Below are 20,766 nucleotides of genomic sequence, written 5' to 3'. Positions count from 1 at the left end.
AGGCGGGGGCTGCCTTCGTTTTACAGCCCCTCGAACCGGTGTGCGCAATCCCGGCGACCTCGGTCCGGAAGATCGCGCCGTCCGGTACCTTCATGCGGGTGTGGTTCGAGGGCGAGGGGTGGAACCGATGACTGCTACCGCGACGCGGCCTGCCGTGCCCGGTGGCCCCGGCGGTGGAGTGCCGGAACCCGCCGCGCCCCCGAACGCCCCGCGCGGTGGCCTGGCCGGCCTGTTCGAACTGCCCGGCGCCGCGGTCCGCGGGATCGCGCGCTCGGCCCGCACCACGCCGGGCCGCCTGACGGTGATCGCGGTCGGGCTCGTCGTGCTGGCGCTGGTCACCGGCGTGGTCGCGACGATCACGCTGCAGGAGCGCAAGAACACGATCAACGACCTCATCGACCACCGCGAGCCGCTGGCCGCGGCCTCGCAGGAGGTGTACCGATCGCTTTCGGACGCCGACGCGACCGCGGCGAGCGCGTTCCTGGCGATCGGCGTCGAACCGCCGTCGCTGCGCCAGCGGTACGACACCGCGATCGCGCGCGCCGGCGTCGCCCTGGCCAAGGCCGCGTCCGACTCGGCCGGGGTGCCCGAGGCGGCGGCGCAAGTGGAGATCCTGACCCGCCAGCTGCCCGTCTACACCGGCCTGGTGGAGACCGCCCGCGCGAACAAGCGGCAGGGCTTCCCAGTCGGCTCGTCCTACCTGCTCGAGGCCTCCAGCCTGATGCGCACCACGATCCTGCCTGCCGCGCAGGACCTGTACCGCATCGACACCGACCGGCTGGCCGAGGAGCAGGACGACGCGAGCAGCTTCCCGTGGGTCACCACGTTCCTCGTGCTCGCCCTGCTCGCGGCGCTGATCACGACCCAGGTGTACCTGACCCGCAAGACCAACCGCGTGCTGAACGTCGGGCTCGTCGTGGCCACCGCCGCGACCGTGCTCGCGCTGCTCTGGGGCGGGGTCGCGGTGACCGTGCAGAGCGTGCTGGTCAGCAGCGGCGACGAAGACGGCAGCCACCAGGTCGACGTGCTGGTCCGCGCCCGCATCGCGGCGCTGCAGGCCAGGGCCAACGAGATGCTGACCCTGGTCGCGCGCGGGGACGGCGGATCGTACGAACAGGTCTTCAACGCGCTCGCGCCGCAGGTCACCGGCCTGCTGAACGAGGCGCGCGGGTTCGCCACCGGCGATATGGCCCGCGAGGTGCAGGGCGCGGCGGACAGCGCGGAGCGGTGGCTGGACACACACCAGGAGATCCGCGCCAAGGACGTCGACGGCGCCTATTCCGACGCCGTGAAGCTCGCGGTCGACTCGTCGGTGCAGGGCGGCGCGGCCACGACGTTCGCCAACCTCGACGACGCGCTGGTCGCCGCGATCGGGCACGGCAGGCAGGCGTTCCTCGACGACACGCGCGGCGGCGACCGCGCGCTGACGCTGCTCGCGCCCGGCTTCGCGGTCCTCGCGGTGGTCGCCGCGGCCGGCGCCACGATGGGGATCAGGGACAGGCTGAGGGAGTACCGCTGATGGCTCGGGGGAAGGTGGCCGCACTCGTGGCGGCCGTCGCGCTGCTGGCCGCGGGTTGCGGCAGCGCCGGGACGCCGGCCGACCCGGCGCCGGTCGGTGACGTGCGGGCGCCGCTGCCCGCCGGGGTCGGCGGCGGGGACACGGGCAGCGGCAGCGGCGCGGACAACAGTTGCGACACCCGCAGCCTCTCGCCGAACGGCTCGATCCCGTCCGGGTCCACGATGGACAAGATCCGCGACCGCGGCCGCCTGATCGCCGGGGTCGACCAGACCAACTTCCTGTTCGGCTTCCTCAACCCCTCCAGCGGTAATCTGGAGGGCTTCGACATCGAGATCGTCAAGCAGATCGCGGCGTCGATCTTCGGCCGGTGGGAGGGGCACATCCAGTGGGTGGCCATCCCGTCGTCGGCCCGTGAGGACGTGCTGAAGGACCACCAGGTCGACATCGTCGTCCGGACCTACAGCATCACCTGCACCCGCATGAAGGACGTCGCGTTCTCCGCGCCCTACTACCAGGCCGGGCAGGCGGTGCTGGCGGCGAAGAACTCCGGCATCCGCGGCCTGCAGGACCTCGGCGGCAAGCGGGTGTGTGCGGCGAAGAACTCGACGTCGCTGTCGACGATCAGCACCGCGCCGTCGCGCCCGGTCCCGGTGTCGGTGAACAACTGGTCGGATTGCCTGGTGCTGATCCAGCAGGGCCAGGTCGACGCCATCTCCACCGACGACGTGATCCTCGCGGGCATGGCGCGGCAGGACCCCAACCTGGAGGTCGTCGGCGAGCCGTTCACGCGTGAGTTCTACGGCGTGGGCATCCCGCGGGGCCAGGACGACATGGTCCGGTTCGTCAACGCGGTGCTGGAGAACGTCCGCAACGGCGGCGCCTGGCAGAACACGTACAAGTACTGGATCGAGCCGGCGCTCGGACCGGGTTCGCCGCCGTCCGTGTCCTACCGCTGAGGGGGTGTCCACAGTGTCCGAAGAGGAGCGTCGCCCGCGCCACGCGCGCCAGGACGACCGGCCGATCACCGGTTCGCTCGCCGACGAGCCCGGCACCGGGTGGAACAGGCCTGCCGACGAACTGAGCGGCGTCCGGCCGTCGCCGATCGCCGAGCCGGTGCCCTCGGCTGCCGAGACGCAGATCATCGAGCCGGTCCGCCCGCCCGCGGAACCCGTGCAGCCGGACGACGTGCAGCTCACCAGCGTGCTCGCCTCCCCGGCGCCGATGACCGAGATGATCCGCCCGCCTGCGCCGCCGCCGGAGCCGAGCGTTCCGGCCGTGCTGCCGGACCCGGGCACCGACAGCGTCCTGCCCGAGCGGTCCAGTGGGCACACGGGTTCGGGCAGCCAGCCCGGCACCGGGCCGGGCACGGGAGCAGGCACCGGTACGGGCGCGTTCCCAGGCACCTCGCGGCGCACCGGTCGGCGGACCCGGCGCGGCCGTCTCGGCGCCGGCCTGGTCGAGGTGCCGCCGGTGCCCTACCGCGACCCGGCGTCGGCCGTCCTCACGAACCCGGTGGTGTCGGAGGAGAAGCGGTACTGCGGCAACTGTTCCGCGAAGGTCGGCCGCGGCTCGGCCGGGCCGGAGGGCGTGTGCGAGAAGTGCGGCACCGCCTACTCGTTCCTGCCCACACTGCAGCCGGGTGACCTGGTCGGCGGGCAGTACGAGGTGCTCGGTGCGATCGCCTACGGCGGGCTCGGCTGGATCTACCTCGCCAAGGACCGCAACGTCAACGACCGCTGGGTCGTCCTCAAAGGACTGATCGACACCGGTGACCCGACGGCCGTCGCGGCGGCGGTGAACGAGACCCGGTTCCTGGCCGAGGTTGAGCACCCGAACATCGTCAAGATCTACAACTTCGTCCAGCACCCGGACGCGCGCACCGGGCACGCCATCGGCTACATCGTGATGGAGTACATCGGCGGCCAGTCGCTGCGCCAGCTCGCGCTCGCGCACCAGCGCGCCGCCGGCCGGCCGGAGCCGCTGCCGATCGCGCAGGTCATCGCATACGGGCTGGAGATCCTGCCCGCGCTGGGGTACCTGCACAGCCAGGGGCTGCTGTACTGCGATCTCAAGCCGGACAACGTGATCCAGACGCACGAGCAGCTGAAGCTGATCGACATGGGCGCGGTGCGGCGGATCGACGACTACACCAGCCCGCTGTTCTTCACGACCGGGTACAGCGCGCCGGAGCTGACCACGCACGGCGCGTCGATCGCGTCGGACCTCTACACCGTCGGCCGCACGCTGGCCGTGCTGAGCTTCGAGTTCAATGGCTACACCACGAAGTACAAGGCCGGGCTGCCGACGCCGGACGAAATCCCGCTGTTCAAGCTGTTCGGCTCGTACTACCGGTTCCTCAAACGCGCCACGCACCCGGACCCGGACCGCCGGTTCCTCTCCGCGGAGGAGATGGCCGACCAGCTTTCCGGTGTGCTGCGCGAGATCATCTCGATGGGCACCGGGAAACCGCGGCCCGCGGTGTCCACTGTGTTCGGTCCGGAGACCAACACGTTCGGCGTGGACCTGGTGGTGCCGGAGGCGGGCTGGACGGTGCCGCTGCCGGACGCCGTCGAGGTCGTGTCCGGCCTGCCGATCCCGCAGGTGGACACCGACGACCCGGCGGCCGGTGTGCTGGCGACGACGACGGCCGTCGACCCGCGGGCCGCGATCGACGCGCTGGCCGGCGCCCCGCCGGACTCGATCGAGGTGCGGCTGCGGATCGTCCGCGCGCGCATCGAGCTGGGCGAGCTGGCGGAGGCGAACCGCCAGCTGCAGGCGGCGCAGTACCTGGCGATCCGGGCCGGGTACCCGCACGACTGGCGGATCGACTGGCACCGGGGGCTGATCGAGCTCGCCGGCGGGCGGCCGCGGGTGGCGAACGTCGCGTTCGAGACCGTGTACGACGACCTGCCCGGCGAGATCGCACCGAAGCTCGCGCTGGCGGTCAGCGCGGAGGGCATCGGCGACTACTTCACCGCGGCGCGGTTGTACGAGCAGGTGTGGCGCACCGACCGGACGTACGTGAGCGCGGCGTTCGGGCTGGCGCGGGTGTACCTGGCGCAGGGCGCGCGGGCGGGCGCGATCGAGGTGCTGGAGTCGGTGCCATCGGCGTCTACGCACTACGTGGCGGCGCAGGTGGCGGCCATCAAGATCAAAACTCGCGCGAGCGGACCGAACACCTCGGTCAGCGAGGCGGATCTGGTCGACGCGGGCGTGAAGCTGGAGCAGTTGCGCCTGGACGCCGAGCGGCGGACGCGGATCTCGGCCGAGGTGCTGGAGGCGGCGTTCAGCTACGTGCAGGGCGCGCCGCCGGGATACCGGACGAGCGCGAAAGTGCTGGGCTGCGATCTGTCCGAACGGGACATCCGCTTCGGACTGGAACGCTGCTACCGCACACTGGCGCGACTGGCCCACACGGCGGGCGAGCGGATCGAGCTGGTCGACCGCGCCAACTCGGTGCGCCCGCGCACACTCACCTGACGCGCGGCCGCCGCCCACTCGGGGCAACCCGGCTAGCGCCCGTGCGGCAAACCCGCCACCCGGAGCGGCCGCACACCGCCTGCGCGGCGGATGCGCGGGCCGGACCGAGGTTGAGTGCAGGCGTGTTTGCCACTCGCTGCGCCGTGCTTGCCGCTGACCGCCCCGAGTTGGCCCAACTCCGACGAGCTGACCGGTCCGGAACCGGCCGCAGCGTCAGGGGTTGATGTCCCACTCCTCACGGCCCTTGGTCCGTGCCGGGGCGAACTTCTGCAGCGCTTCGGGATCGCCGTGCGTCGTGAAGTGTTCGAGTCCCACCTGGACGAACAGTCCCCGCGCGCGCACGGCCACCGGACCGTCGGCGGAGTCGAGGTGCCCGTCGGCGCTGGCATAGATCTTGCGGCCCGCCACGCCGTCCACGCGCGCCGCGATGAACAGCGTCGTGCCGACCGGGACCGGCCGCAGGAAGTCGGTCTCCAGCTTGCCGGTCACCGCGGGGCGGCGGAGCAGGTTGCCGACCGTCGAGCCGAGCGCTTCGTCGAACGCGCACGCCAGCAGCCCGCCGTGGGCGAGCCCCGGCGCGCCCTGGTGCGCGCTCGTGACCGGGAACTGCGAGTACACGACTCCCGCGTCACCGACGGTGGAGTGCATGTGCAGACCGTTGTCGACCTCACCGCATCCGAAGCACTCGGCGTAGTGCATCTCGAGTTTCGTGCCCGGTCCGGGCGCCTTGGGGTGGATCTTCGGCTGTTCGGTCTGGACCGGAGGCCACGGATTCGCAGGTCGGCGCTTGTCGCTCACATCGGACACGGTAACCGGTTCTACCGCGAAAACGTCTGGCTACCCCTGCTTCGAAGAGACAAAAACCACGACAGGAGAGAAAATCACTACCCGATGGCACTAAGGTCGCAACCTTGACCGCGCTGGCACGAAACGGTTTGAGGAGGTCGGGGCGAACATGACGAACACAGCGCAGGCACCCGAGGTCGACGAGAAGACGGTCAGACGAGCCGTCATCGCGTCGGCAATGGGTAACGCAACAGAGTGGTACGACTACGGGGTGTTCACCTCGGGTGCGATTGCCGCCAGCATCGGCACCGTGTTCTTTCCCGGCGAGGGGAACGCGATTCTGAAATCGCTGGCGCTGGTGGCGATCGGGTTCGTGGTTAGGCCGTTCGGCGGAGCGTTCTTCGGCCCACTGGGGGACAAGATCGGGCGGCAGCGCGTGCTGGCGATCACGATCCTCTTGATGTCCGGCTGCACGTTCCTCGTCGGCTGCCTGCCGACGTACTCGGGCGAGTACGCGATCGGGATCGGCGCCCCGATCCTGGTCCTGCTGCTCCGGTTGATCCAGGGCTTCTCGACCGGCGGCGAGTACGGCGGCGCGGCGACGTTCATCGCCGAGTACGCCCCGACGCGCAAGCGCGGGTTCTGGGGCAGCTTCCTGGAGATGGGCACGCTGGCCGGCTACGTGCTGGGCAACCTGGTGGTGCTGACGGTGACGCTGTCGTTCACCGCGGACCAGGTGGACAGCTGGGCGTGGCGGATCCCGTTCTGGGTGGCGCTCCCGCTCGGCCTCATCGGTCTGTACCTGCGGAACAAGCTCGAGGACACGCCGGAGTTCCGGCGGCTGGAGGCCGCGGGCGAGAAGGCGGAGAAGGCGCCGCTCAAGGAGACCCTGTCCCGCAACTGGCGCATGATCATGAACCTGATCGGGATCGTGCTGCTGCTCAACATCGCCGACTACATGTTGCTGACGACGATGCCGACGTACTTCACGGACACGTTGAAGATCAGCGACAACACGGCGACGTTGATCATCATCATCGTGGAGCTGATCCAGATCGCGTTGATCGCGCCGATCGGCGCGCTCTCCGACCGGGTCGGCCGAAAACCGATGCTGATGACGGCGGCGATCGGGTTCCTCGTGCTGAGCTACCCGTCGATCAAGCTCATGCAGAGCGGTAGCACGGTGCTGCTGTTCCTCGGGTTCCTGATCGTGGCCCTGCTGCTGGTGCTGATGCTGGCGGTGATCGGGTCGACGTTCCCGGCGATGTTCCCGACCCGCGTGCGCTACGGCGCCTTCGCGATCGGCTACAACGTGTCGACGTCGATCTTCGGTGGCACCTGCGGTGTGGTCGTGACCGCCCTGATCCACGGCACCGGCAACGAGGACTGGCCGGCGTTCTACCTGATGATCGCCGCGGCGATCGCGTTGTTCCCGATCTTCAAGATCCCGGAGACGGCGCGGGTCCCGATGGACCACATCAACGAACAGGGTGTGACCGCGCAGCCGGCGGCCAAGGCCGCCACGAACTGACGCCACACCGGACGGAAGAGGGCCGGGTCCCTGACGGGGCCCGGCCCTTTGCTCACTCGGTGACCTCGGCGGGGGCGTCGGCACGAGGAGCGAAGTGCCGCCGTGCGTAGGTGGTGAGAGCCGATGCCACCGCAACCGCCAAGCCGGCTTCCACCAGCAGAGCAGCGAACACCATTGCTTCCTCCTCGTGAGTGTTCGGGCGCGGCTGTCACCGCGCCGTGTTACGGGGGTGTGGTCGGGGGACGTTCCCCGTGTTACTCATCGCCGCGAAGCTGGTGAGTATTTCTCCGACAGACCCCCATTGAGGGGTGATCTCGCCCACGGCAGAATGAACCGTGGCAGAACCGGAATCCCAGAGGAGGCGGCTGCGGGATGGGCGAGCAACGTCGGCCCGGAGTGGGTGAAGCGGCGCGGCTGCTGGACGACATGACGCAGCAGATGGTCGTGGTGCCACCCCTGCTCGATCTCCCGGAACCGGACGAGGTTCCGACGGTGCCCGCGCCACCGCCCGCACTGGACGGCCACGCGCTCTAGAAAACAGTGAAGGCCACCCCCGTGGCGGGAGTGGCCTTCACGCCTGACAGATCAGCCCGCGAGGGCGGACAGCTTCGTCCAGTCCGCCCAGGAGTAGGTCCAGTCCGAGTAGTCGCCGTCCTTCGCGGACAGCGTCTGGGTGCTGCCGGTGATCTCGACCGGGTCGCCGATCAGCGCGCCGTCGTAGTACTCCTTCGCACGCGCCGGCGACAGATTCAGGCAGCCGTGCGAAACGTTCTGCTTGCCCTGCGCCCACATGGACGACGCCAGGCCGTGGATGAACTCCCCGTTGTTGGAGATCCGAACCGCCCACGGCACGTTCACGTCGTAGTAGTCGTACCGCGGGTTGCTCATCGAGTAGGTCGCGTGCTTCGACATCACCACGTGGACACCGCTGTGCGTGACGCGGCCGGGGTCGGAGTCCAGCCCGTAGCTCACCGGGTAGTCGGCGATCTGCACGCCGTCGCGGATGACCTGCATCCGGTGGGTGGTGGTGTCGCCCTTGACGATCTGCGAGCGTCCGATCGAGAACGCGGCCGTGACGTCCTGCTTGCCGTAGGTGCCGTCGCCGATCTTCACGCCGTAGATGTTCGCGGCGACCTTGACCTGCGTGTTCGGCTGCCAGTACTCCTTCGGCCGCCAGTGCACGCTGGTGTCGGAGACCCAGGCCCACGAGCCCTCGGTCTTCGGCGTGGTCTCGACGGTCAGCGAGCGCTCGACGGCGGCCTTGTCGGTGACCTTGGAGCTGAAGGTCAGCGCGATCGGCATCGCGATGCCGTAGGTCTGGTTGTCGCCGACGTTCAGGCTGGCGGACAGCTGCTTGCGCGGGCTGACGGTGGTGAACGAGCCGCCGATGGCGACCTGCTTGCCGTCGCTGCCCAGCGCGGTGCCCGACCACGTGTACTTCTTGCCGTAACCGAGCGGTTCGGTGATGGTCCAGCTGCGCTTGTCGGCGCCGAGCCGGCCCGCGACCGGCTTGCCCTCCGGGTTGGTGAGCGTGACCGACTGCAGCTCACCGTCCGTGACCGTCACCTGTGCGGAGTCCGCGGGCGCCACGTCCTTGGCACCGTCGGCGGGCTGCACGGCGAGCTTGGCCGGCCCCGCCGAGGTCTGCTGCGCGTCGGCGGACGTGTTCTGCCCGGTCCCGGTGGCGCCCGGCGAGTCGCCGCCGCTGCACGCGCTCAGCGTCAGCAGCGCGGCCAGACCGAGCCCGATCAGCGCCAGCGGCTTTCGCCGCTTGTGGAGTCCTGTCACCTCTGAAGCCCCTTCTCCCCTGTCGCCAGACAGACGCACGTCCGTAGGTGATCGTTGACGCAGAGGAGTGTGACTCGCCTCACTATGGAGGCGCCCTCGATGTCGGTACGCCACGGTCGGCCGCTAGTTGATCAGCCTATCGAGTGGGACCGACAGTGACCGGGTGACCGCTCTAGGCCATCTCGGTGACGAAATCAATGGGGTCCGAAATCGGCCACATCCGGGTAGGCTTCCGCGAAGGCCGTTGTTTTGCGTGGTCGTGGCTACACACTCGCGGAACTTTCGACGCGAGCCGGGAGCCGCACGCGCTCGTCGCTCATCCCGTCGGAACCATCCGGGCGGCCCGAGTTATTGACGAGGAGCAACAGCGGTGGCGCAAGGCACTGTGAAGTGGTTCAACGCCGAGAAGGGTTTCGGCTTCATCGCCCAGGACGGCGGCGAGGGCGATGTCTTCGTGCACTACTCGGAGATCGAGGGTCGCGGGTTCCGCACCCTCGAAGAGAACCAGCGCGTGGAGTTCGAGATCGGCCAGGGGCAGAAGGGGCCGCAGGCCCAGAAGGTGCGCGTCATCTGACGCTCACCTGTCCACGAACGTCCCGTCCCCGGCGGTCCTCCGCCGGGGACGTTTTTTGTCTGCGGTCAGGCGCGGCCGGTGCGCGGCCGGTCCCAGTTCTGGTCGAAGTGGTGCTGGTCGGTGTCGGCGACACCGGTGTGGTCGGCGAACTGGCGGCGCTCCTGCGAGGCGGCCTGCGCCTCCCAGGCAAGGCGCTCGAGCACCCATTCACGGGCCAGCGCCTGCGGCGAGCTGCCGCGCTCGGCGGCGATGTCCTTGAGCTGGGAGCTCGCGACCAGGTTCATGCGCAGCTGGTAGACCTGCGCCTCGCCGAAGCGCTTGCCGGTCCCGGTGCTTTCCGGGCTGGTTTCCGGCGCGAGCGCCGCGAGGTAGCTGGTGAGCTCGTGGTCCTCGACAGCGCCCTGCGGTTCCTTGTCCGCCGAGTTCCGGTGCTTGCCCGGGTTGACCGGCTTCAGGTTGGTCCGGGTGTTCCGGCGTCCGAGAGAGGGAAGAGGCACCCGGACACGATAACGGTTAGGTCTCGGGACGACCCTCATTGTGGTGCACGACACACGGATTCTTCGTGATCCGCTGGGCCGTTCGGGTGGGCCGTACGCCCACATGTCGCAATAACGGGCTGACTGCGGGTCATTCACGCAGGCCGGAAATGCGTGGGCGGAATGTGCCCTGGAAATGGAGGGGCCCCCGCGCCAGGGGGAGGAACGCGGGGGCCGGAGGGGATCTCCACAGGCGCTGACCGGGGGTGTGTCAGCAAGTCGATTGTTACATGATGCGGCCCGGTGACGCGAGTGCTGGACGGGAAAATTTGCCCCAACCCGTCATCACGTCGTCGCCTGCGGTTCATCTGCGGGGACGCGGAACGGGAACGTTGCGTGTTCACAGGTTCACTCTGCGGGGGGCTGCGTGGCCGACGTCCCGCTCGCTAGCCTCGCGGCGAAGTTGTTGGCGTGACAGTCCTTTCGGGAGGAGCTATGAGCGGGTCTGTGGAAGTTCGGCAGTTCCTCCTTCGATACGAAGGCGGCGATCCGGCCGGTGTCCCCACGCAGCGTTCCGGGCAGGCCGACGCGCCACGCGTGTCGGACGACCAGGTGCGACGTGCGAGGTTGGCGGTGGCCGCCGGCGCGACCGACGCGCAGGACTGCGCCCAGTTGCTGGACATGCTCGGACTGGTGCCGGACGAGGAAGGCGTGAACCCGGTCCAGCGGTAAAGTTCCCGGTGCTTCCCGGTCAGGGGTGCACCCCCTGGTCGCACCCCTGACCGGCCCCAGGCCCGGAAAGCTACCGGCGTTGCTCTGCTTGGGGCAAACAATTTCCACCCAGTTGCTTAGCTGTCGGTGAAATTGCCGTCATGGTTCTGTGCGCGGGTAACGTAACACTGTTACCAGTGGAGAGGAGCCGGTCGTGCCGGTGGAGATCGCGCGGGAGATCCGTCCCGCGGTGCAGAAGTACGGCGGCGCGTTCATGACGTCGCCGGAGCTGGCCGAGGTCGAGGCGAGCGGGCTGGCGTTGTTCGCGGGCCGGCAACAGGTCTCGTGGCCTGCCGACCCGGTCGCGCGGATCGGCCACGGGTTGATGCTGCTGCGCGAGTATCGCGGCGGGTTGCACTTCGCGGTGCTGCGGGCAGTGGGGCTGACGGTGCCGGAGGCGGTGGTGACGGACCCGGAGGGCGGCCGCGCGCGCTTGTTGCGCACGGCGTGCTCCCCGGAGACGACCGACGAGCTGATCGCCCGTGCCCGGCGGCGCCCGGACCTGGAAGCCCGCTGGCGGCGGGCGGAGTCGCTGACCGATGAGCAGATGGGCGAGTTGCTGGAGGTGCTGTCCGCGGCGCACCGGGATGCCTTGGTGCGCTCGCTGGCGGATCTCGGTCGCGAAGAGTGACCGGGGACACGTCCGCGGTCGACGGCTGCCGAGGCTGGGTCGCTGGGGTTTTGGTCTTCGTGTTTTCGCAGCTCAGGGCCGGTTTTTACCGTTAAGGGATACCCGGTGGAAGGGGGCTCGTGGAGTGCCCTATGCTTGTAATCGCTCCCAGGGAGACCTGAGAGCGCGGTCGGTCGGTCACCCGAACCGGCCGGGCTCCCATCGTCTAGCGGCCTAGGACTCCGCCCTTTCAAGGCGGCAACGCGGGTTCGAATCCCGTTGGGAGTACGCATGACAAATGCATATGGCCCTGTGGCGCAGTTGGTTAGCGCGTCGCCCTGTCACGGCGAAGGTCGCGGGTTCGAGTCCCGTCAGGGTCGCAGTAGCGTCTGGCTTCAGCCGGCGTTTCCGGCCAGGTAGCTCAGTTGGTACGAGCGTCCGCCTGAAAAGCGGAAGGTCGCCGGTTCGACCCCGGCCCTGGCCACCTTCCGAAAACCGCTCCGATGCACGTCGGGGCGGTTTTTTCGTTGTCGCGGTCGCGCGAGTGACCGGTGGTGATCTTGGTTGACCGCCGATTGCCGCGTCTTGGCTGGAGGGTGCTGTGGAGCTGGTTCGCCTCGGGGACGAACTCAACGGTGCCTTGGTGCGGGTACTCGGTCGCTTCGGGGCGGGGAGTCTGCAGTTCCACGATCACCTCGCCGCCGAGGTCGTCGTGGCTACGGAGTTCGTCAGCGGCACGCTCGATCTCGTGCTCACGCCCGTGGACCTCCAGGACTGGGAGCGCGCCTTGGACACGCTGGCCGCCGGCGGCGGCGTTCGGTGGCTGGACGGTGGCCGCTCGCCCGAAGTCCAGCTGTCCGTGCTGGAGCCGGGGCACCTTGTCCGCGTCTGCTCGGGCTGTACATCGGGTGGCACACCGCGGCCGGTCCCTCCGTCTGCGTCGCGAACCTCGTCGGTTCTGCGCTGTGGCTGGCGGTCACGGCCACCGGGTGGCGGATGGCCCGTCGGCGCCGCTTCGGCGATCACCGCAAGTGGATGGCACGCAGCTTCGCGCTCGCGATGTCGATCGTGCTCAGCCGGGCCGTCAACGTCGTCGCCACGATCGTCCTGACGCCCCAGGTGGACACGACCTTCCTCGGGAGCGCGGAGCTGATGACCTACAGCGCCGCGAGCTGGAACGCCGCGGTCAGGGCCTGGTCAGGAAGAAGTAGGCGTAGCGCTCGTCCAGTTCGTTCTCCGGCACCAGTTCGATCGCCTCCGGCCGGAGCCCCACCCTGGCGGCCAGCTTCCAGAACTCCGGGATCGCGTAGGTCGTCATCTGCGCCGGGCCCGTCCGGTACGAGCGGCGGCGCGGCCGGGTCAGCCACCGGCCCTCGTCGTACTTGATCTGGATCAGGGCGAGACCGCCAGGGGCGAGCATGCGGTGCGCGAGCCGCAGGATGCGCTCGCCGTACTCGGGGGTCGGCAGCACCTCGAAGACGTAGAGGCACAGGAACACGTCGCACGGCCCGGGGATCTCCCGCAGCGCGACAGCACGAACGCGACCGCCGCCTCGCCCATCAGGAACCCGCGGCTGCCCTCCTGGAACGGACGGCACGCCCGCGTTCTCCCGTCGGCACGACGAGATCGCGTCGTTCTTCGGCGACTTCGAAATGGTGGAGCCGGGCGTGGTGTGGCTGCCGCAGTGGCGGCTGGACGAGGCGCCGTCCCCGGTGACGCGGAACTTCGTGGCGAAGCCGTCGATGTCGACGGGTGGTGCGGGGTGGGCCGGAAGCGGGGATGACCGCCAGGACCTGCCGAAACCGCCCGCGGTCGGCGAGGAGTGCCGCTACGAGTACCGGTTCGGCGACGCGGTTCTGCGGTTGCGCGGCGGGGCGGTAGCCGTCAGCCGCGGGGCCGGGGCAGCGCCAGTTCCGCGCTGTGCCGCCACGCGTGCCAGTGCCGCCGGAACGAGCGCGGCAGCAGCGTCCACCGGCGGCGGCCGCGTGTCTCCACCGCGGGCTCGCTCCGGTGCGGAACCGTCGAGTCGGTCAGGATCCGGACGGTCATCTCCGTCCCCCTTCCAGTAGCGGCCGCGGATTCCGGCAGACGCCGGCCGTGGCGAGGCAGTGCTCGCATGGCATGCCGGCGCCGAGAGGCAGCCATTCGATCTCCGGCAGCCGGAGGCGCGCGCCGCAGCCGGCGGTCAGCGCGCCGCGCAGAACCGCGCCGGGTTCGAGCGGGAACAGGTGCGCGCACCGGCGGGTCTCGCGCGCGGTTCCGGGTGCCTGCCTGCCGATCACGGTGACGGGGCCCGGCCAGTCCTCGCGCAGGTACCAGACCGCCGTGGCGTCGACGTCCGCCGCCAGCCAGCCGAGCATCAGGGAAAGCGCTTCCGCCGGGCCGGCGGCGCGAGCGGCCTCGTCCCGGCCGTTGACCTTGCCGACGACCATGAACGGGGCCAGCCGGCACGGGGCCGCGGGCCGCTCCGCGACGTCCACTCCGAGCACCGCCGACCTCCCCCAGAACACGCGACTCGGGCCTGTGATCGACCCGACCGGCGGGAATAATCCTACTCCTGGAATAATCCCAGTGTCGAGTGGTCAAAATTTGGATCACCCGACTGGACCCACGTGGTTCCAACGAAAGGACCAGGGCTCGCGCCGTTTCGCCACGCGACGGGGCGGGACCTCAGGCACGGAGGTAGGGACTGATGCCGGAATACCCGCGACCGGTGGATTACGACCCGCAGACGGCGGCGCACCTGTTCGACGAGTCGAAGTGGCAGAAGTCCTTCGCCAGCGAGCCCAACGGTGGGAACTGCGTGGAGGTCAACCTCGCCGCGCCGGGCCTCGTCGGGGTGCGCGACACCAAGCTGGCGAGCAGCCCGGTCTTCGTGTTCGACGCGGGCGAGTGGGCGGCCTTCCTCGAAGGGGTCAAGGCGGGCCAGTTCGACCTGCGCTGATCCGGGATTATCGAAACTCGTGTGTTATTGACCACATACGGGCGAGTGGCGCTTCCGGGTCGCCGGACGACCCGGAAGCGCCGGCCGGATCAGTTCGACGGCCTGCTGCCGCCGCCCGGAAACCCGCCCTGACCACCGGGGAAGCCGCCCCGCTGCCCACCGGGGAAGCCCTGCTGGGCCGAGCCGTCGGTGATCGACGTGGCGGTGGCCGTGTCGCCGGAGACCTTCGCCAGCACCGTGACCGTCGAGCCGGTGGCCAGGTTGCCCGCCTTCTCCGTCGACGAGTCGATCACGTAGGTCTGGGTGTAGCCGTCCTTGCTCTTCACCGTGATCGAGGTGGCGCTCAGCGCGCTGACCTCGCCGGTCTGGAACCGCTCGACCGCGTAGCCGCCGTCGGCGGACACCGTGAAGTCGCCGTGCAGCGCCTCACGCAGGATCGACGCGGTGCCGCCCGCACCATCCATCATGCGTCCCCCACCGGGAAACCCGCCCATGCCGCCCTGCTGGTTCGCCTCGGACGAGGTGCCCGCGTAGATCGCGACCCCGCCGACGGCGGCGATGACGACCGCGACGGCCGCGGCGATCGCGGTCTTCCTGCCGGACCACTTCGGCGCGGGCGGTTGCGGGTCGCCCCACGCGGCGGCAGGTGCCTCGGTGGTCGTCGGCTCCGTGCTCATCGTGTCCCTTTCGCGTTCGGTCGCGGCAGGGTCCACCCCTGCCACCCCACAGGTTCGGCGGCCCGGCTGTGCAGAGGCTGTGTGCGAGGTGGGCGGACGCTGTGCGCGGCCGGCGCTCACAGGAAACACACAGACGGGTCACAGGGAGGACCCATCGGGGCGGCCGAAGATGGGACCATGACCAGCATGAACGCCGCGATGTCCGGTGCGGGCAAGGCCGACCTCAAGCACCCCGACGGCTCGGCGGTGCGCGTCCTCGTGGTCGACGACGAGGAGACCCTGGCCGAGCTGGTGTCGATGGCCCTGCGCATGGAGGGCTGGGAGACCCGCAGCGCCGGCACCGGCACCGAGGCGGTCCGCGTCGCCCGCGACTTCCGCCCGGACGCCGTCGTCCTCGACGTGATGCTGCCCGACTTCAGCGGCCTGGAGGTGCTGAGCAAGCTGCGTGCCGAGGCGCCGCACCTGCCCGTCCTGTTCCTCACCGCGCGGGACGCGGTCGAGGACCGCATCGCCGGGCTGACCGCGGGCGGCGACGACTACGTCACCAAGCCGTTCAGCCTGGAAGAGGTCGTGCTGCGGCTGCGTGCGCTGCTGCGCCGCTCGCGCGTGGTGTCCGCCAACGAGGGGTCGACGCTGACGGTCGGCGACCTGACCCTGGACGAGGACAGCCGCGAGGTGTTCCGCGGCGGCGACCCGATCTCCCTGACCGCGACCGAGTTCGAGTTGCTCCGCTTCCTGATGCGCAACCCGAAGCGGGTGCTGTCCAAGGCCCAGATCCTGGACCGGGTGTGGAGCTACGACTTCGGCGGCCAGGCCAACATCGTGGAACTCTATATTTCCTACCTGCGGAAGAAGATCGACGCGGGCCGGGAGCCGATGATCCACACGATGCGCGGCGCGGGGTATGTCCTCAAGCCGGCAGGCTGAGCACGCCCGCCCACGGCGGCTCCTGCCCTCCTCCCTGCGCGGCAAGCTGATCGCGCAGGTCATCGCGCTGCTCGCGCTCGTGTGCCTGGTCGTCGGCCTGGTCACCGAGATCGCGCTGCGCAGCTTCCTCTACCACCAGCTCGACGACCGCCTGGCCGCCGCGAGCGAGCGCGGCACCCGCCAGCCGCCGCCGGGCTCCTGGAACGGCTCGGCCAACCAGCCGCCGCCGGATTCACTGCGCGTTCCGGGCCAGGGCATCGGCACGCTGGCCGTCGTCGTGTTCCCGGACGGCGCCGTGCGGGCCGGGGTGCTGCGCGGGGGTTCGACGTCCTCGAACAACCCGTTCCCCAGCGACCCGGTGCCGTCCGCGGAGCTGCGCACGCTGCTCTCGCTGCCTGCCGACGGCAAGCGGCGCAGCGTCGACCTCGGCGACCTCGGCGACTACCGGGTCGTGTCGGTGCGCGCGCAGGATGGCGCGCTCCTGATCACCGGCCTGCCGCTGGCGGAGGTGAACGAAACGCTGTGGCGGCTCGGCTTCATCTTCGGCGGGGTCGCGCTCGGCGGGCTGCTCATCGCGGGCGGGCTCGGCGCGATCACCATCCGCCAGACCATGCGCCCGCTGGACCGGCTGGCGGACACCGCGTCGAAGGTGTCCCAGCTGCAGCTCGACCGCGGCGAGGTGGCCCTGTCGATCCGGGTGCCGCCGGTGGACACCGACACCCGCACCGAGGTCGGCAAGGTGGGCGCGGCGTTCAACCAGATGCTCGGGCACGTCGGCGCGGCGCTGAACGCGCGGCAGGCCAGCGAAAACCGGGTGCGCCAGTTCGTCGCCGACGCCAGCCACGAGCTGCGCACACCGCTCGCGGCCATCCGCGGGTACGCCGAGCTGGCCAGGCGCAGCGGTGACAGCGGCGACACCGTGCCACCGGACATCGCGTTCGCGTTGGGCCGCGTCGAGTCGGAATCGGCCCGGATGACCACCCTGGTCGAGGACCTGCTGCTGCTCGCGCGCCTGGACTCCGGGCGGCACCGCGTCTACGAGGCGGTCGACTTCTCCCGCATCGTCGCCGACGCGGTGTCCGACGCGCACGTCGCTGGGCGCGACCACCGGTGGCTGCTCGACGTCCCGGTCGATCCGATCACCGTCGTCGGCGACGCCGACCAGCTGCACCAGGTCGTGCTCAACCTGCTCAACAACGCCCGCACCCACACCCCGCCGGACACGGTGGTCACCACCAAGCTGTCCGTCGAGGGCGACGAGGCCGTGCTGCGGGTGACCGACAACGGTCCCGGGATCGCGCCCGAGGTCCTGCCGACGGTGTTCGAGCGCTTCGCCCGCGGCGACACGTCCCGGTCCCGAGCGGCCGGCAGCACCGGCCTCGGGCTGGCGATCGTGGCCGCTGTCGTCGCCGCCCACCGCGGCCGCGTCGGCGTCGAAAGCAAGCCGGGTCACACCGAATTCACGGTGCGTTTCCCCAGGTAGCCCGTTCGGGAGCCGCTCACAGGCTCCGCACAGCTCGGACACATGATCGCCACAACGCGGCGGGCCACCGTCAGTGTTCATGACGACCTCCGCCGACGCCTCTCCCGCACCTCGGCCGGCCGACCCACCGCAACGGAGCACGTCCCCGGTCCTCGACGTCGTCGTCCCCGTGTACAACGAGGAGACCGACCTCGCGCCCTGCGTGCGCCGCCTGCACGCCTACCTGTCCGACGCACTGCCCTACCCGTTCCGCATCACCGTCGCCGACAACGCGAGCACCGACTCGACGCTGGCGATCGCCCAGGCGCTCGCCGAAGAGCTGCCCGAGGTCGAGGTGCGGCACCTGGACCAGAAGGGCCGCGGCCGCGCGCTCAACGCCGCCTGGTCCGCCTCCGACGCCCAGGTGCTTGCCTACATGGACGTCGACCTGTCCACCGACCTCGCCGCGCTGTTCCCGCTGGTCGCGCCGCTCATCTCCGGGCACTCCGACCTGGCGATCGGCTCCCGGCTGGCGCGTGGCGCCCGGGTGGTGCGCGGCCCCAAGCGCGAGTTCATCTCGCGCTGCTACAACCTGATCCTGCGCGGCGCGCTGGCCGCCCGGTTCACCGACGCGCAGTGCGGCTTCAAGGCCATCCGCGCCGACGTCGCCCGCGAGCTGCTGCCGCTGGTCGAGGACACCGGCTGGTTCTTCGACACCGAACTGCTCGTCCTCGCGCAACGCTCCGGCCTGCGCATCCACGAGGTGCCGGTGGACTGGGTGGACGACCCGAACTCGTCGGTCGACATCGTCGCCACCGCCACCGCGGACCTCAAGGGCGTCGCCAGGATGATCCGCGGCTTCGCCCGCGGCACCCTGCCCATCAGCCAGATCCGCGCCCAGCTGGGGAGGCACCCGATCGCCGTCACCGAACCCGGCGTCCCGCCGAAACTGGCCAGGCAGCTCGTCCGGTTCGCCGCGATCGGCGTCGGCAGCACCCTGGCCTACCTGGTGCTCTACCTCCTGCTGCGCACCGGAGTCGGCGCGCAGGCGGCGAACCTGATCGCGTTGCTGGTCACCGCGGTCGCCAACACCGCGGCCAACCGGCGGTTCACCTTCGGCGTGCGCGGGTCGAAGGGCGCCGGGCGGCACCAGTTCGAAGGCCTGATCGTCTTCGGCCTCGGGCTGGCGCTGACCAGCGGATCACTCGCGCTCCTGCACGCCGGCGCCGAACCGGGCCGGTTCGCCGAGCTGGTGGTGCTCGTACTGGCCAACCTGGTCGCGACCGTCCTGCGGTTCCTGCTGTTCCGCAACTGGGTCTTCCGAAAGAACCGATAGGAGAACCGACTCGACATGTCGACTGCGGCTGTTTCTTCCGATCCGGCCCGCCTCGGGCCGGTCCCCGCCGCGGCGCGCACGCGGACCGCGGGCCGTCCGCCGTGGGTCCGGCCGTCGGTCGCGGTCCTGCTGGTCGCGACCGCCGCGCTGTACCTGTGGAACCTGAGCGCGTCCGGGTACGCCAACGACTTCTACGCCATGGCCGTGCAGGCGGGCACGAAGAACTGGGAGGCCCTGTTCTTCGGGTCGCTGGACCCGGGCAACGTCATCACCGTCGACAAACCGCCCGCGTCGCTGTGGCTGATGGCGCTGTCCGGGCGGCTGCTCGGCTTCTCCAGCTTCAGCATGCTGTTGCCCAACGCCTTGTGCGGCGTCGGTTCGGTGGCGCTGCTGTACGCCGCGGTGCGGCGCACCTCGGGTCCGCTGGCCGGGCTGATCGCCGGCGCGGCGCTCGCGCTGACGCCGGTCGCGGCGCTGATGTTCAAGTTCAACAACCCGGACGCGCTGCTGGTGCTGCTGATGGTGGCCGGCGCCTACTGCACCGTCCGGGCGCTGGACCGGGCGAGCACCGGCTGGCTGATGCTCGCCGGCGCCGCGCTCGGGTTCGGGTTCCTCACCAAGATGCTGCAGGCGTTCCTGGTACTGCCCGCGTTCGCGCTGGTGTACCTGGTCGCGGCGCCGACCGGGCTGGGCAGGCGGCTGCTGCAGCTTCTCGGCGCCGCGGTCGCGCTCGTGGTGGCGACCGGCTGGTGGATCGTGGCGGTCGCGTTGTGGCCCACCGAGTCCCGGCCCTACATCGGCGGCTCCACCGACAACACGCCGCTGGAGCTGGCCTTCGGCTACAACGGCCTCGGCCGCATCTTCGGCGGCGACGGCAATGGCGGCGGTGGCGGCGGCATGGGCGGCAACACCATGTTCGGCGGCGAGACCGGCCTGTTCCGCATGTTCGGCGCCGCGTTCGGCCTGGAGATCTCGTGGCTGCTGCCCGCCGCGCTGATCGCGATGGCCGCCGGGTTGTGGTTCACCCGGTTCGCGCCGCGCCTGGACCGCACGCGTGCCGCGCTGCTGCTGTGGGGCGGCTGGACGGTCGTCACCGCGCTGGTGTTCAGCTTCATGAGCGGCACGATCCACCCGTACTACACGGTGGCGCTCGCCCCGGGCATCGCCGGACTGGCCGGCATCGGCGCGGTCGAGCTGTGGCGCGGACGGCGCAACTTCGCCGCCCGGATCGTGCTGGCGCTGATGCTCGCCGCGACCGGGGTGTGGGACTTCATCCTGCTGGCGCGGACGCCGGACTGGCAGCCGTGGCTGCGGTGGGTGCTGCTGGTGCTGACCGCGCTCGTGGTGACCGGGCTGCTGTTCGGGCTCGACCGGATCCGCCGGGCGGGGATCGTGCTCGCCGTCGCCGGGGTGGTCACCGGGCTGCTCGCACCGGCCGCGTACGCCGTGGTCACCGCGAGCCAGGGGCACACCGGGTCCATTCCGACGTCCGGGCCGTCCGGCAACTCCATGGGCTTCGGCGGAGGCGGATTCGGTGGTGGGCAGACCAGCAGCGAACTGATCTCGCTGTTGAAGGCGACCACGACCAAGTGGTCCGCGGCGACCAACGGCTCCCAATCCGCGGCCGGCCTCGCGCTGAACTCCGACACCGCGGTGATCGCCATCGGCGGCTTCAACGGCGGCGACCCCGCGCCGACGCTCGACGAGTTCAAGCAGTACGTCGCGCGCGGCGAGATCACGTACTACGTCTCCGGCGGCATGGGCGGCATGGGCCCGGGCGGCTCCGGCGAGATCGCGCAGTGGGTGGCGGAGAACTTCACAGCTCAGACGGTGGGCGGCAGCACGGTCTACGACCTGACGACAGGCACGACGACCGGTTGAGTAC

Annotated in this window: 21 protein-coding genes, 3 tRNA genes and 1 pseudogene; 18 read left to right on the top strand and 7 right to left on the bottom strand. The window is 70.3% G+C overall.

Translation table 11 applies throughout. The features are described 5' to 3' along the window. Positions 1-127 precede the first annotated feature (127 nt). Genes AMETH_RS33565 through AMETH_RS33555 form a run of 3 tightly spaced genes read left to right on the top strand, consistent with a single transcriptional unit; the run spans position 128 to position 4,999 of the window. Positions 128-1,519, top strand: coding sequence for a hypothetical protein (locus AMETH_RS33565; RefSeq protein ID WP_026153606.1), 1,392 nt, complete (start codon positions 128-130; stop codon positions 1,517-1,519). Beyond that, the gene (locus AMETH_RS33560; RefSeq protein WP_017985573.1) at positions 1,519-2,475 is read left to right on the top strand and encodes a glutamate ABC transporter substrate-binding protein; all 957 of its coding nucleotides are present in this window, start codon (positions 1,519-1,521) and stop codon (positions 2,473-2,475) included. The genes AMETH_RS33565 and AMETH_RS33560 overlap by 1 nt, the downstream gene beginning before the upstream one ends. A gap of 13 nt (positions 2,476-2,488) precedes the next feature. Next, positions 2,489-4,999, top strand: a complete 2,511-nt coding sequence (locus AMETH_RS33555) for a serine/threonine-protein kinase (RefSeq protein ID WP_017985572.1) — start codon at positions 2,489-2,491, stop codon at positions 4,997-4,999. Between the two features lie 213 nt (positions 5,000-5,212). On the opposite strand, the gene AMETH_RS33550 is transcribed toward AMETH_RS33555, so the two are convergent. Further along, on the bottom strand, positions 5,213-5,698 hold the full coding sequence (locus tag AMETH_RS33550; protein ID WP_017985571.1) for a PaaI family thioesterase: 486 nt from the start codon (positions 5,696-5,698) through the stop codon (positions 5,213-5,215). A 256-nt stretch (positions 5,699-5,954) separates the two neighbouring features. Here AMETH_RS33550 and AMETH_RS33545 point away from each other — a divergent pair, with 256 nt between their 5' ends. Then, a complete protein-coding gene (locus AMETH_RS33545) occupies positions 5,955-7,316 on the top strand; it encodes an MFS transporter (RefSeq protein WP_017985570.1) in 1,362 nt (453 codons plus the stop codon). 52 nt (positions 7,317-7,368) lie between these two features. Here the strand turns inward: AMETH_RS33545 and AMETH_RS41865 are convergent, their stop codons facing one another. Further along, positions 7,369-7,491, bottom strand: a complete 123-nt coding sequence (locus AMETH_RS41865; protein WP_017985569.1) for a hypothetical protein — start codon at positions 7,489-7,491, stop codon at positions 7,369-7,371. 197 nt (positions 7,492-7,688) lie between these two features. Between AMETH_RS41865 and AMETH_RS38455 the strand changes: the two genes are divergently transcribed. Then, positions 7,689-7,850, top strand: a complete 162-nt coding sequence (locus AMETH_RS38455) for a hypothetical protein (protein WP_156131764.1) — start codon at positions 7,689-7,691, stop codon at positions 7,848-7,850. 51 nt (positions 7,851-7,901) lie between these two features. Here the strand turns inward: AMETH_RS38455 and AMETH_RS33540 are convergent, their stop codons facing one another. Next, positions 7,902-9,104, bottom strand: a complete 1,203-nt coding sequence (locus AMETH_RS33540; RefSeq protein ID WP_017985567.1) for a L,D-transpeptidase — start codon at positions 9,102-9,104, stop codon at positions 7,902-7,904. 370 nt (positions 9,105-9,474) lie between these two features. Here AMETH_RS33540 and AMETH_RS33535 point away from each other — a divergent pair, with 370 nt between their 5' ends. Next, positions 9,475-9,678, top strand: coding sequence for a cold-shock protein (locus tag AMETH_RS33535; protein WP_017985566.1), 204 nt, complete (start codon positions 9,475-9,477; stop codon positions 9,676-9,678). Between the two features lie 65 nt (positions 9,679-9,743). Here AMETH_RS33535 and AMETH_RS33530 read toward each other — a convergent pair whose 3' ends face one another. Then, complete coding sequence (locus tag AMETH_RS33530; protein ID WP_017985565.1) at positions 9,744-10,175, bottom strand: hypothetical protein; 432 nt, start codon at positions 10,173-10,175, stop codon at positions 9,744-9,746. A 474-nt stretch (positions 10,176-10,649) separates the two neighbouring features. Here AMETH_RS33530 and AMETH_RS33525 point away from each other — a divergent pair, with 474 nt between their 5' ends. The 7 genes and pseudogenes from AMETH_RS33525 to AMETH_RS41135 all read left to right on the top strand — a co-directional run bounded on the left by AMETH_RS33525 (position 10,650) and on the right by AMETH_RS41135 (position 12,921). Next, positions 10,650-10,886, top strand: a complete 237-nt coding sequence (locus tag AMETH_RS33525; RefSeq protein ID WP_026153604.1) for a hypothetical protein — start codon at positions 10,650-10,652, stop codon at positions 10,884-10,886. Positions 10,887-11,079: 193 nt separating this feature from the next. After that, complete coding sequence (locus tag AMETH_RS33520; RefSeq protein WP_017985563.1) at positions 11,080-11,556, top strand: helix-turn-helix domain-containing protein; 477 nt, start codon at positions 11,080-11,082, stop codon at positions 11,554-11,556. 194 nt (positions 11,557-11,750) lie between these two features. Beyond that, a tRNA-Glu gene (locus tag AMETH_RS33515) sits at positions 11,751-11,823 on the top strand. An 18-nt stretch (positions 11,824-11,841) separates the two neighbouring features. Then, positions 11,842-11,915, top strand: a tRNA-Asp gene (locus tag AMETH_RS33510). 30 nt (positions 11,916-11,945) lie between these two features. Then, a tRNA-Phe gene (locus AMETH_RS33505) sits at positions 11,946-12,019 on the top strand. Between the two features lie 117 nt (positions 12,020-12,136). Beyond that, positions 12,137-12,346 (top strand): annotated as a pseudogene (locus tag AMETH_RS42830) (DUF5959 family protein); the annotation flags it as partial. Between the two features lie 8 nt (positions 12,347-12,354). Continuing rightward, complete coding sequence (locus tag AMETH_RS41135; protein ID WP_223843273.1) at positions 12,355-12,921, top strand: DUF2306 domain-containing protein; 567 nt, start codon at positions 12,355-12,357, stop codon at positions 12,919-12,921. A gap of 498 nt (positions 12,922-13,419) precedes the next feature. Here the strand turns inward: AMETH_RS41135 and AMETH_RS38900 are convergent, their stop codons facing one another. Then, positions 13,420-13,584 (bottom strand): hypothetical protein, encoded by a 165-nt coding sequence (locus AMETH_RS38900; RefSeq protein WP_017985560.1) that lies wholly within the window; start codon positions 13,582-13,584, stop codon positions 13,420-13,422. Further along, positions 13,581-14,024 carry a hypothetical protein gene (locus AMETH_RS36240; RefSeq protein ID WP_017985559.1) on the bottom strand — a complete coding sequence of 148 codons (444 nt, stop codon included), beginning with the start codon at positions 14,022-14,024 and terminating at the stop codon, positions 13,581-13,583. Before AMETH_RS36240 ends, AMETH_RS38900 begins: the two co-directional genes overlap by 4 nt. A 203-nt stretch (positions 14,025-14,227) precedes the next feature. On the opposite strand from AMETH_RS36240, the gene AMETH_RS33490 reads away from it, so the two are divergent. Beyond that, the gene (locus tag AMETH_RS33490) at positions 14,228-14,479 is read left to right on the top strand and encodes a DUF397 domain-containing protein (RefSeq protein WP_017985558.1); all 252 of its coding nucleotides are present in this window, start codon (positions 14,228-14,230) and stop codon (positions 14,477-14,479) included. A gap of 89 nt (positions 14,480-14,568) precedes the next feature. Here AMETH_RS33490 and AMETH_RS33485 read toward each other — a convergent pair whose 3' ends face one another. Then, positions 14,569-15,156 carry a hypothetical protein gene (locus AMETH_RS33485; RefSeq protein WP_038533686.1) on the bottom strand — a complete coding sequence of 196 codons (588 nt, stop codon included), beginning with the start codon at positions 15,154-15,156 and terminating at the stop codon, positions 14,569-14,571. A gap of 177 nt (positions 15,157-15,333) precedes the next feature. Between AMETH_RS33485 and AMETH_RS33480 the strand changes: the two genes are divergently transcribed. From AMETH_RS33480 to AMETH_RS33465, 4 genes are all read left to right on the top strand, one after another. Then, positions 15,334-16,083: a response regulator transcription factor gene (locus AMETH_RS33480; protein WP_017985556.1), complete on the top strand. Its 750-nt coding sequence runs from the start codon at positions 15,334-15,336 to the stop codon at positions 16,081-16,083. Further along, complete coding sequence (locus tag AMETH_RS33475; protein ID WP_017985555.1) at positions 16,061-17,566, top strand: sensor histidine kinase; 1,506 nt, start codon at positions 16,061-16,063, stop codon at positions 17,564-17,566. The genes AMETH_RS33480 and AMETH_RS33475 overlap by 23 nt, the downstream gene beginning before the upstream one ends. Positions 17,567-17,645: 79 nt before the next feature. Further along, complete coding sequence (locus AMETH_RS33470; RefSeq protein WP_026153602.1) at positions 17,646-18,881, top strand: bifunctional glycosyltransferase family 2/GtrA family protein; 1,236 nt, start codon at positions 17,646-17,648, stop codon at positions 18,879-18,881. A gap of 15 nt (positions 18,882-18,896) precedes the next feature. Beyond that, the gene (locus tag AMETH_RS33465) at positions 18,897-20,762 is read left to right on the top strand and encodes an ArnT family glycosyltransferase (protein WP_017985553.1); all 1,866 of its coding nucleotides are present in this window, start codon (positions 18,897-18,899) and stop codon (positions 20,760-20,762) included. Positions 20,763-20,766 lie beyond the last annotated feature (4 nt).

Source organism: Amycolatopsis methanolica 239, from assembly GCF_000739085.1.
GTDB lineage: Bacteria > Actinomycetota > Actinomycetes > Mycobacteriales > Pseudonocardiaceae > Amycolatopsis_E > Amycolatopsis_E methanolica.
The sequence above is the reverse complement of the archived record's forward strand: the minus strand, read 5'-3'. Positions and strand labels throughout refer to the sequence as shown.

Bases quoted from the DNA above. Each gene is read 5' to 3' on its own strand.
- AMETH_RS33565 (WP_026153606.1), top strand. From the start codon at position 128: ATGACTGCTACCGCGACGCGGCCTGCCGTGCCCGGTGGCCCCGGCGGT.
- AMETH_RS33560 (WP_017985573.1), top strand. From the start codon at position 1,519: ATGGCTCGGGGGAAGGTGGCCGCACTCGTGGCGGCCGTCGCGCTGCTG.
- AMETH_RS33550 (WP_017985571.1), bottom strand. From the start codon at position 5,698: ATGCACTACGCCGAGTGCTTCGGATGCGGTGAGGTCGACAACGGTCTG.
- AMETH_RS33545 (WP_017985570.1), top strand. From the start codon at position 5,955: ATGACGAACACAGCGCAGGCACCCGAGGTCGACGAGAAGACGGTCAGA.
- AMETH_RS41865 (WP_017985569.1), bottom strand. From the start codon at position 7,491: ATGGTGTTCGCTGCTCTGCTGGTGGAAGCCGGCTTGGCGGTTGCGGTG.
- AMETH_RS38455 (WP_156131764.1), top strand. From the start codon at position 7,689: ATGGGCGAGCAACGTCGGCCCGGAGTGGGTGAAGCGGCGCGGCTGCTG.
- AMETH_RS33525 (WP_026153604.1), top strand. From the start codon at position 10,650: ATGAGCGGGTCTGTGGAAGTTCGGCAGTTCCTCCTTCGATACGAAGGC.
- AMETH_RS38900 (WP_017985560.1), bottom strand. From the start codon at position 13,584: ATGACCGTCCGGATCCTGACCGACTCGACGGTTCCGCACCGGAGCGAG.
- AMETH_RS33490 (WP_017985558.1), top strand. From the start codon at position 14,228: ATGCCGGAATACCCGCGACCGGTGGATTACGACCCGCAGACGGCGGCG.
- AMETH_RS33485 (WP_038533686.1), bottom strand. From the start codon at position 15,156: ATGAGCACGGAGCCGACGACCACCGAGGCACCTGCCGCCGCGTGGGGC.
- AMETH_RS33480 (WP_017985556.1), top strand. From the start codon at position 15,334: ATGACCAGCATGAACGCCGCGATGTCCGGTGCGGGCAAGGCCGACCTC.
- AMETH_RS33475 (WP_017985555.1), top strand. From the start codon at position 16,061: ATGTCCTCAAGCCGGCAGGCTGAGCACGCCCGCCCACGGCGGCTCCTG.
- AMETH_RS33470 (WP_026153602.1), top strand. From the start codon at position 17,646: ATGACGACCTCCGCCGACGCCTCTCCCGCACCTCGGCCGGCCGACCCA.
- AMETH_RS33465 (WP_017985553.1), top strand. From the start codon at position 18,897: ATGTCGACTGCGGCTGTTTCTTCCGATCCGGCCCGCCTCGGGCCGGTC.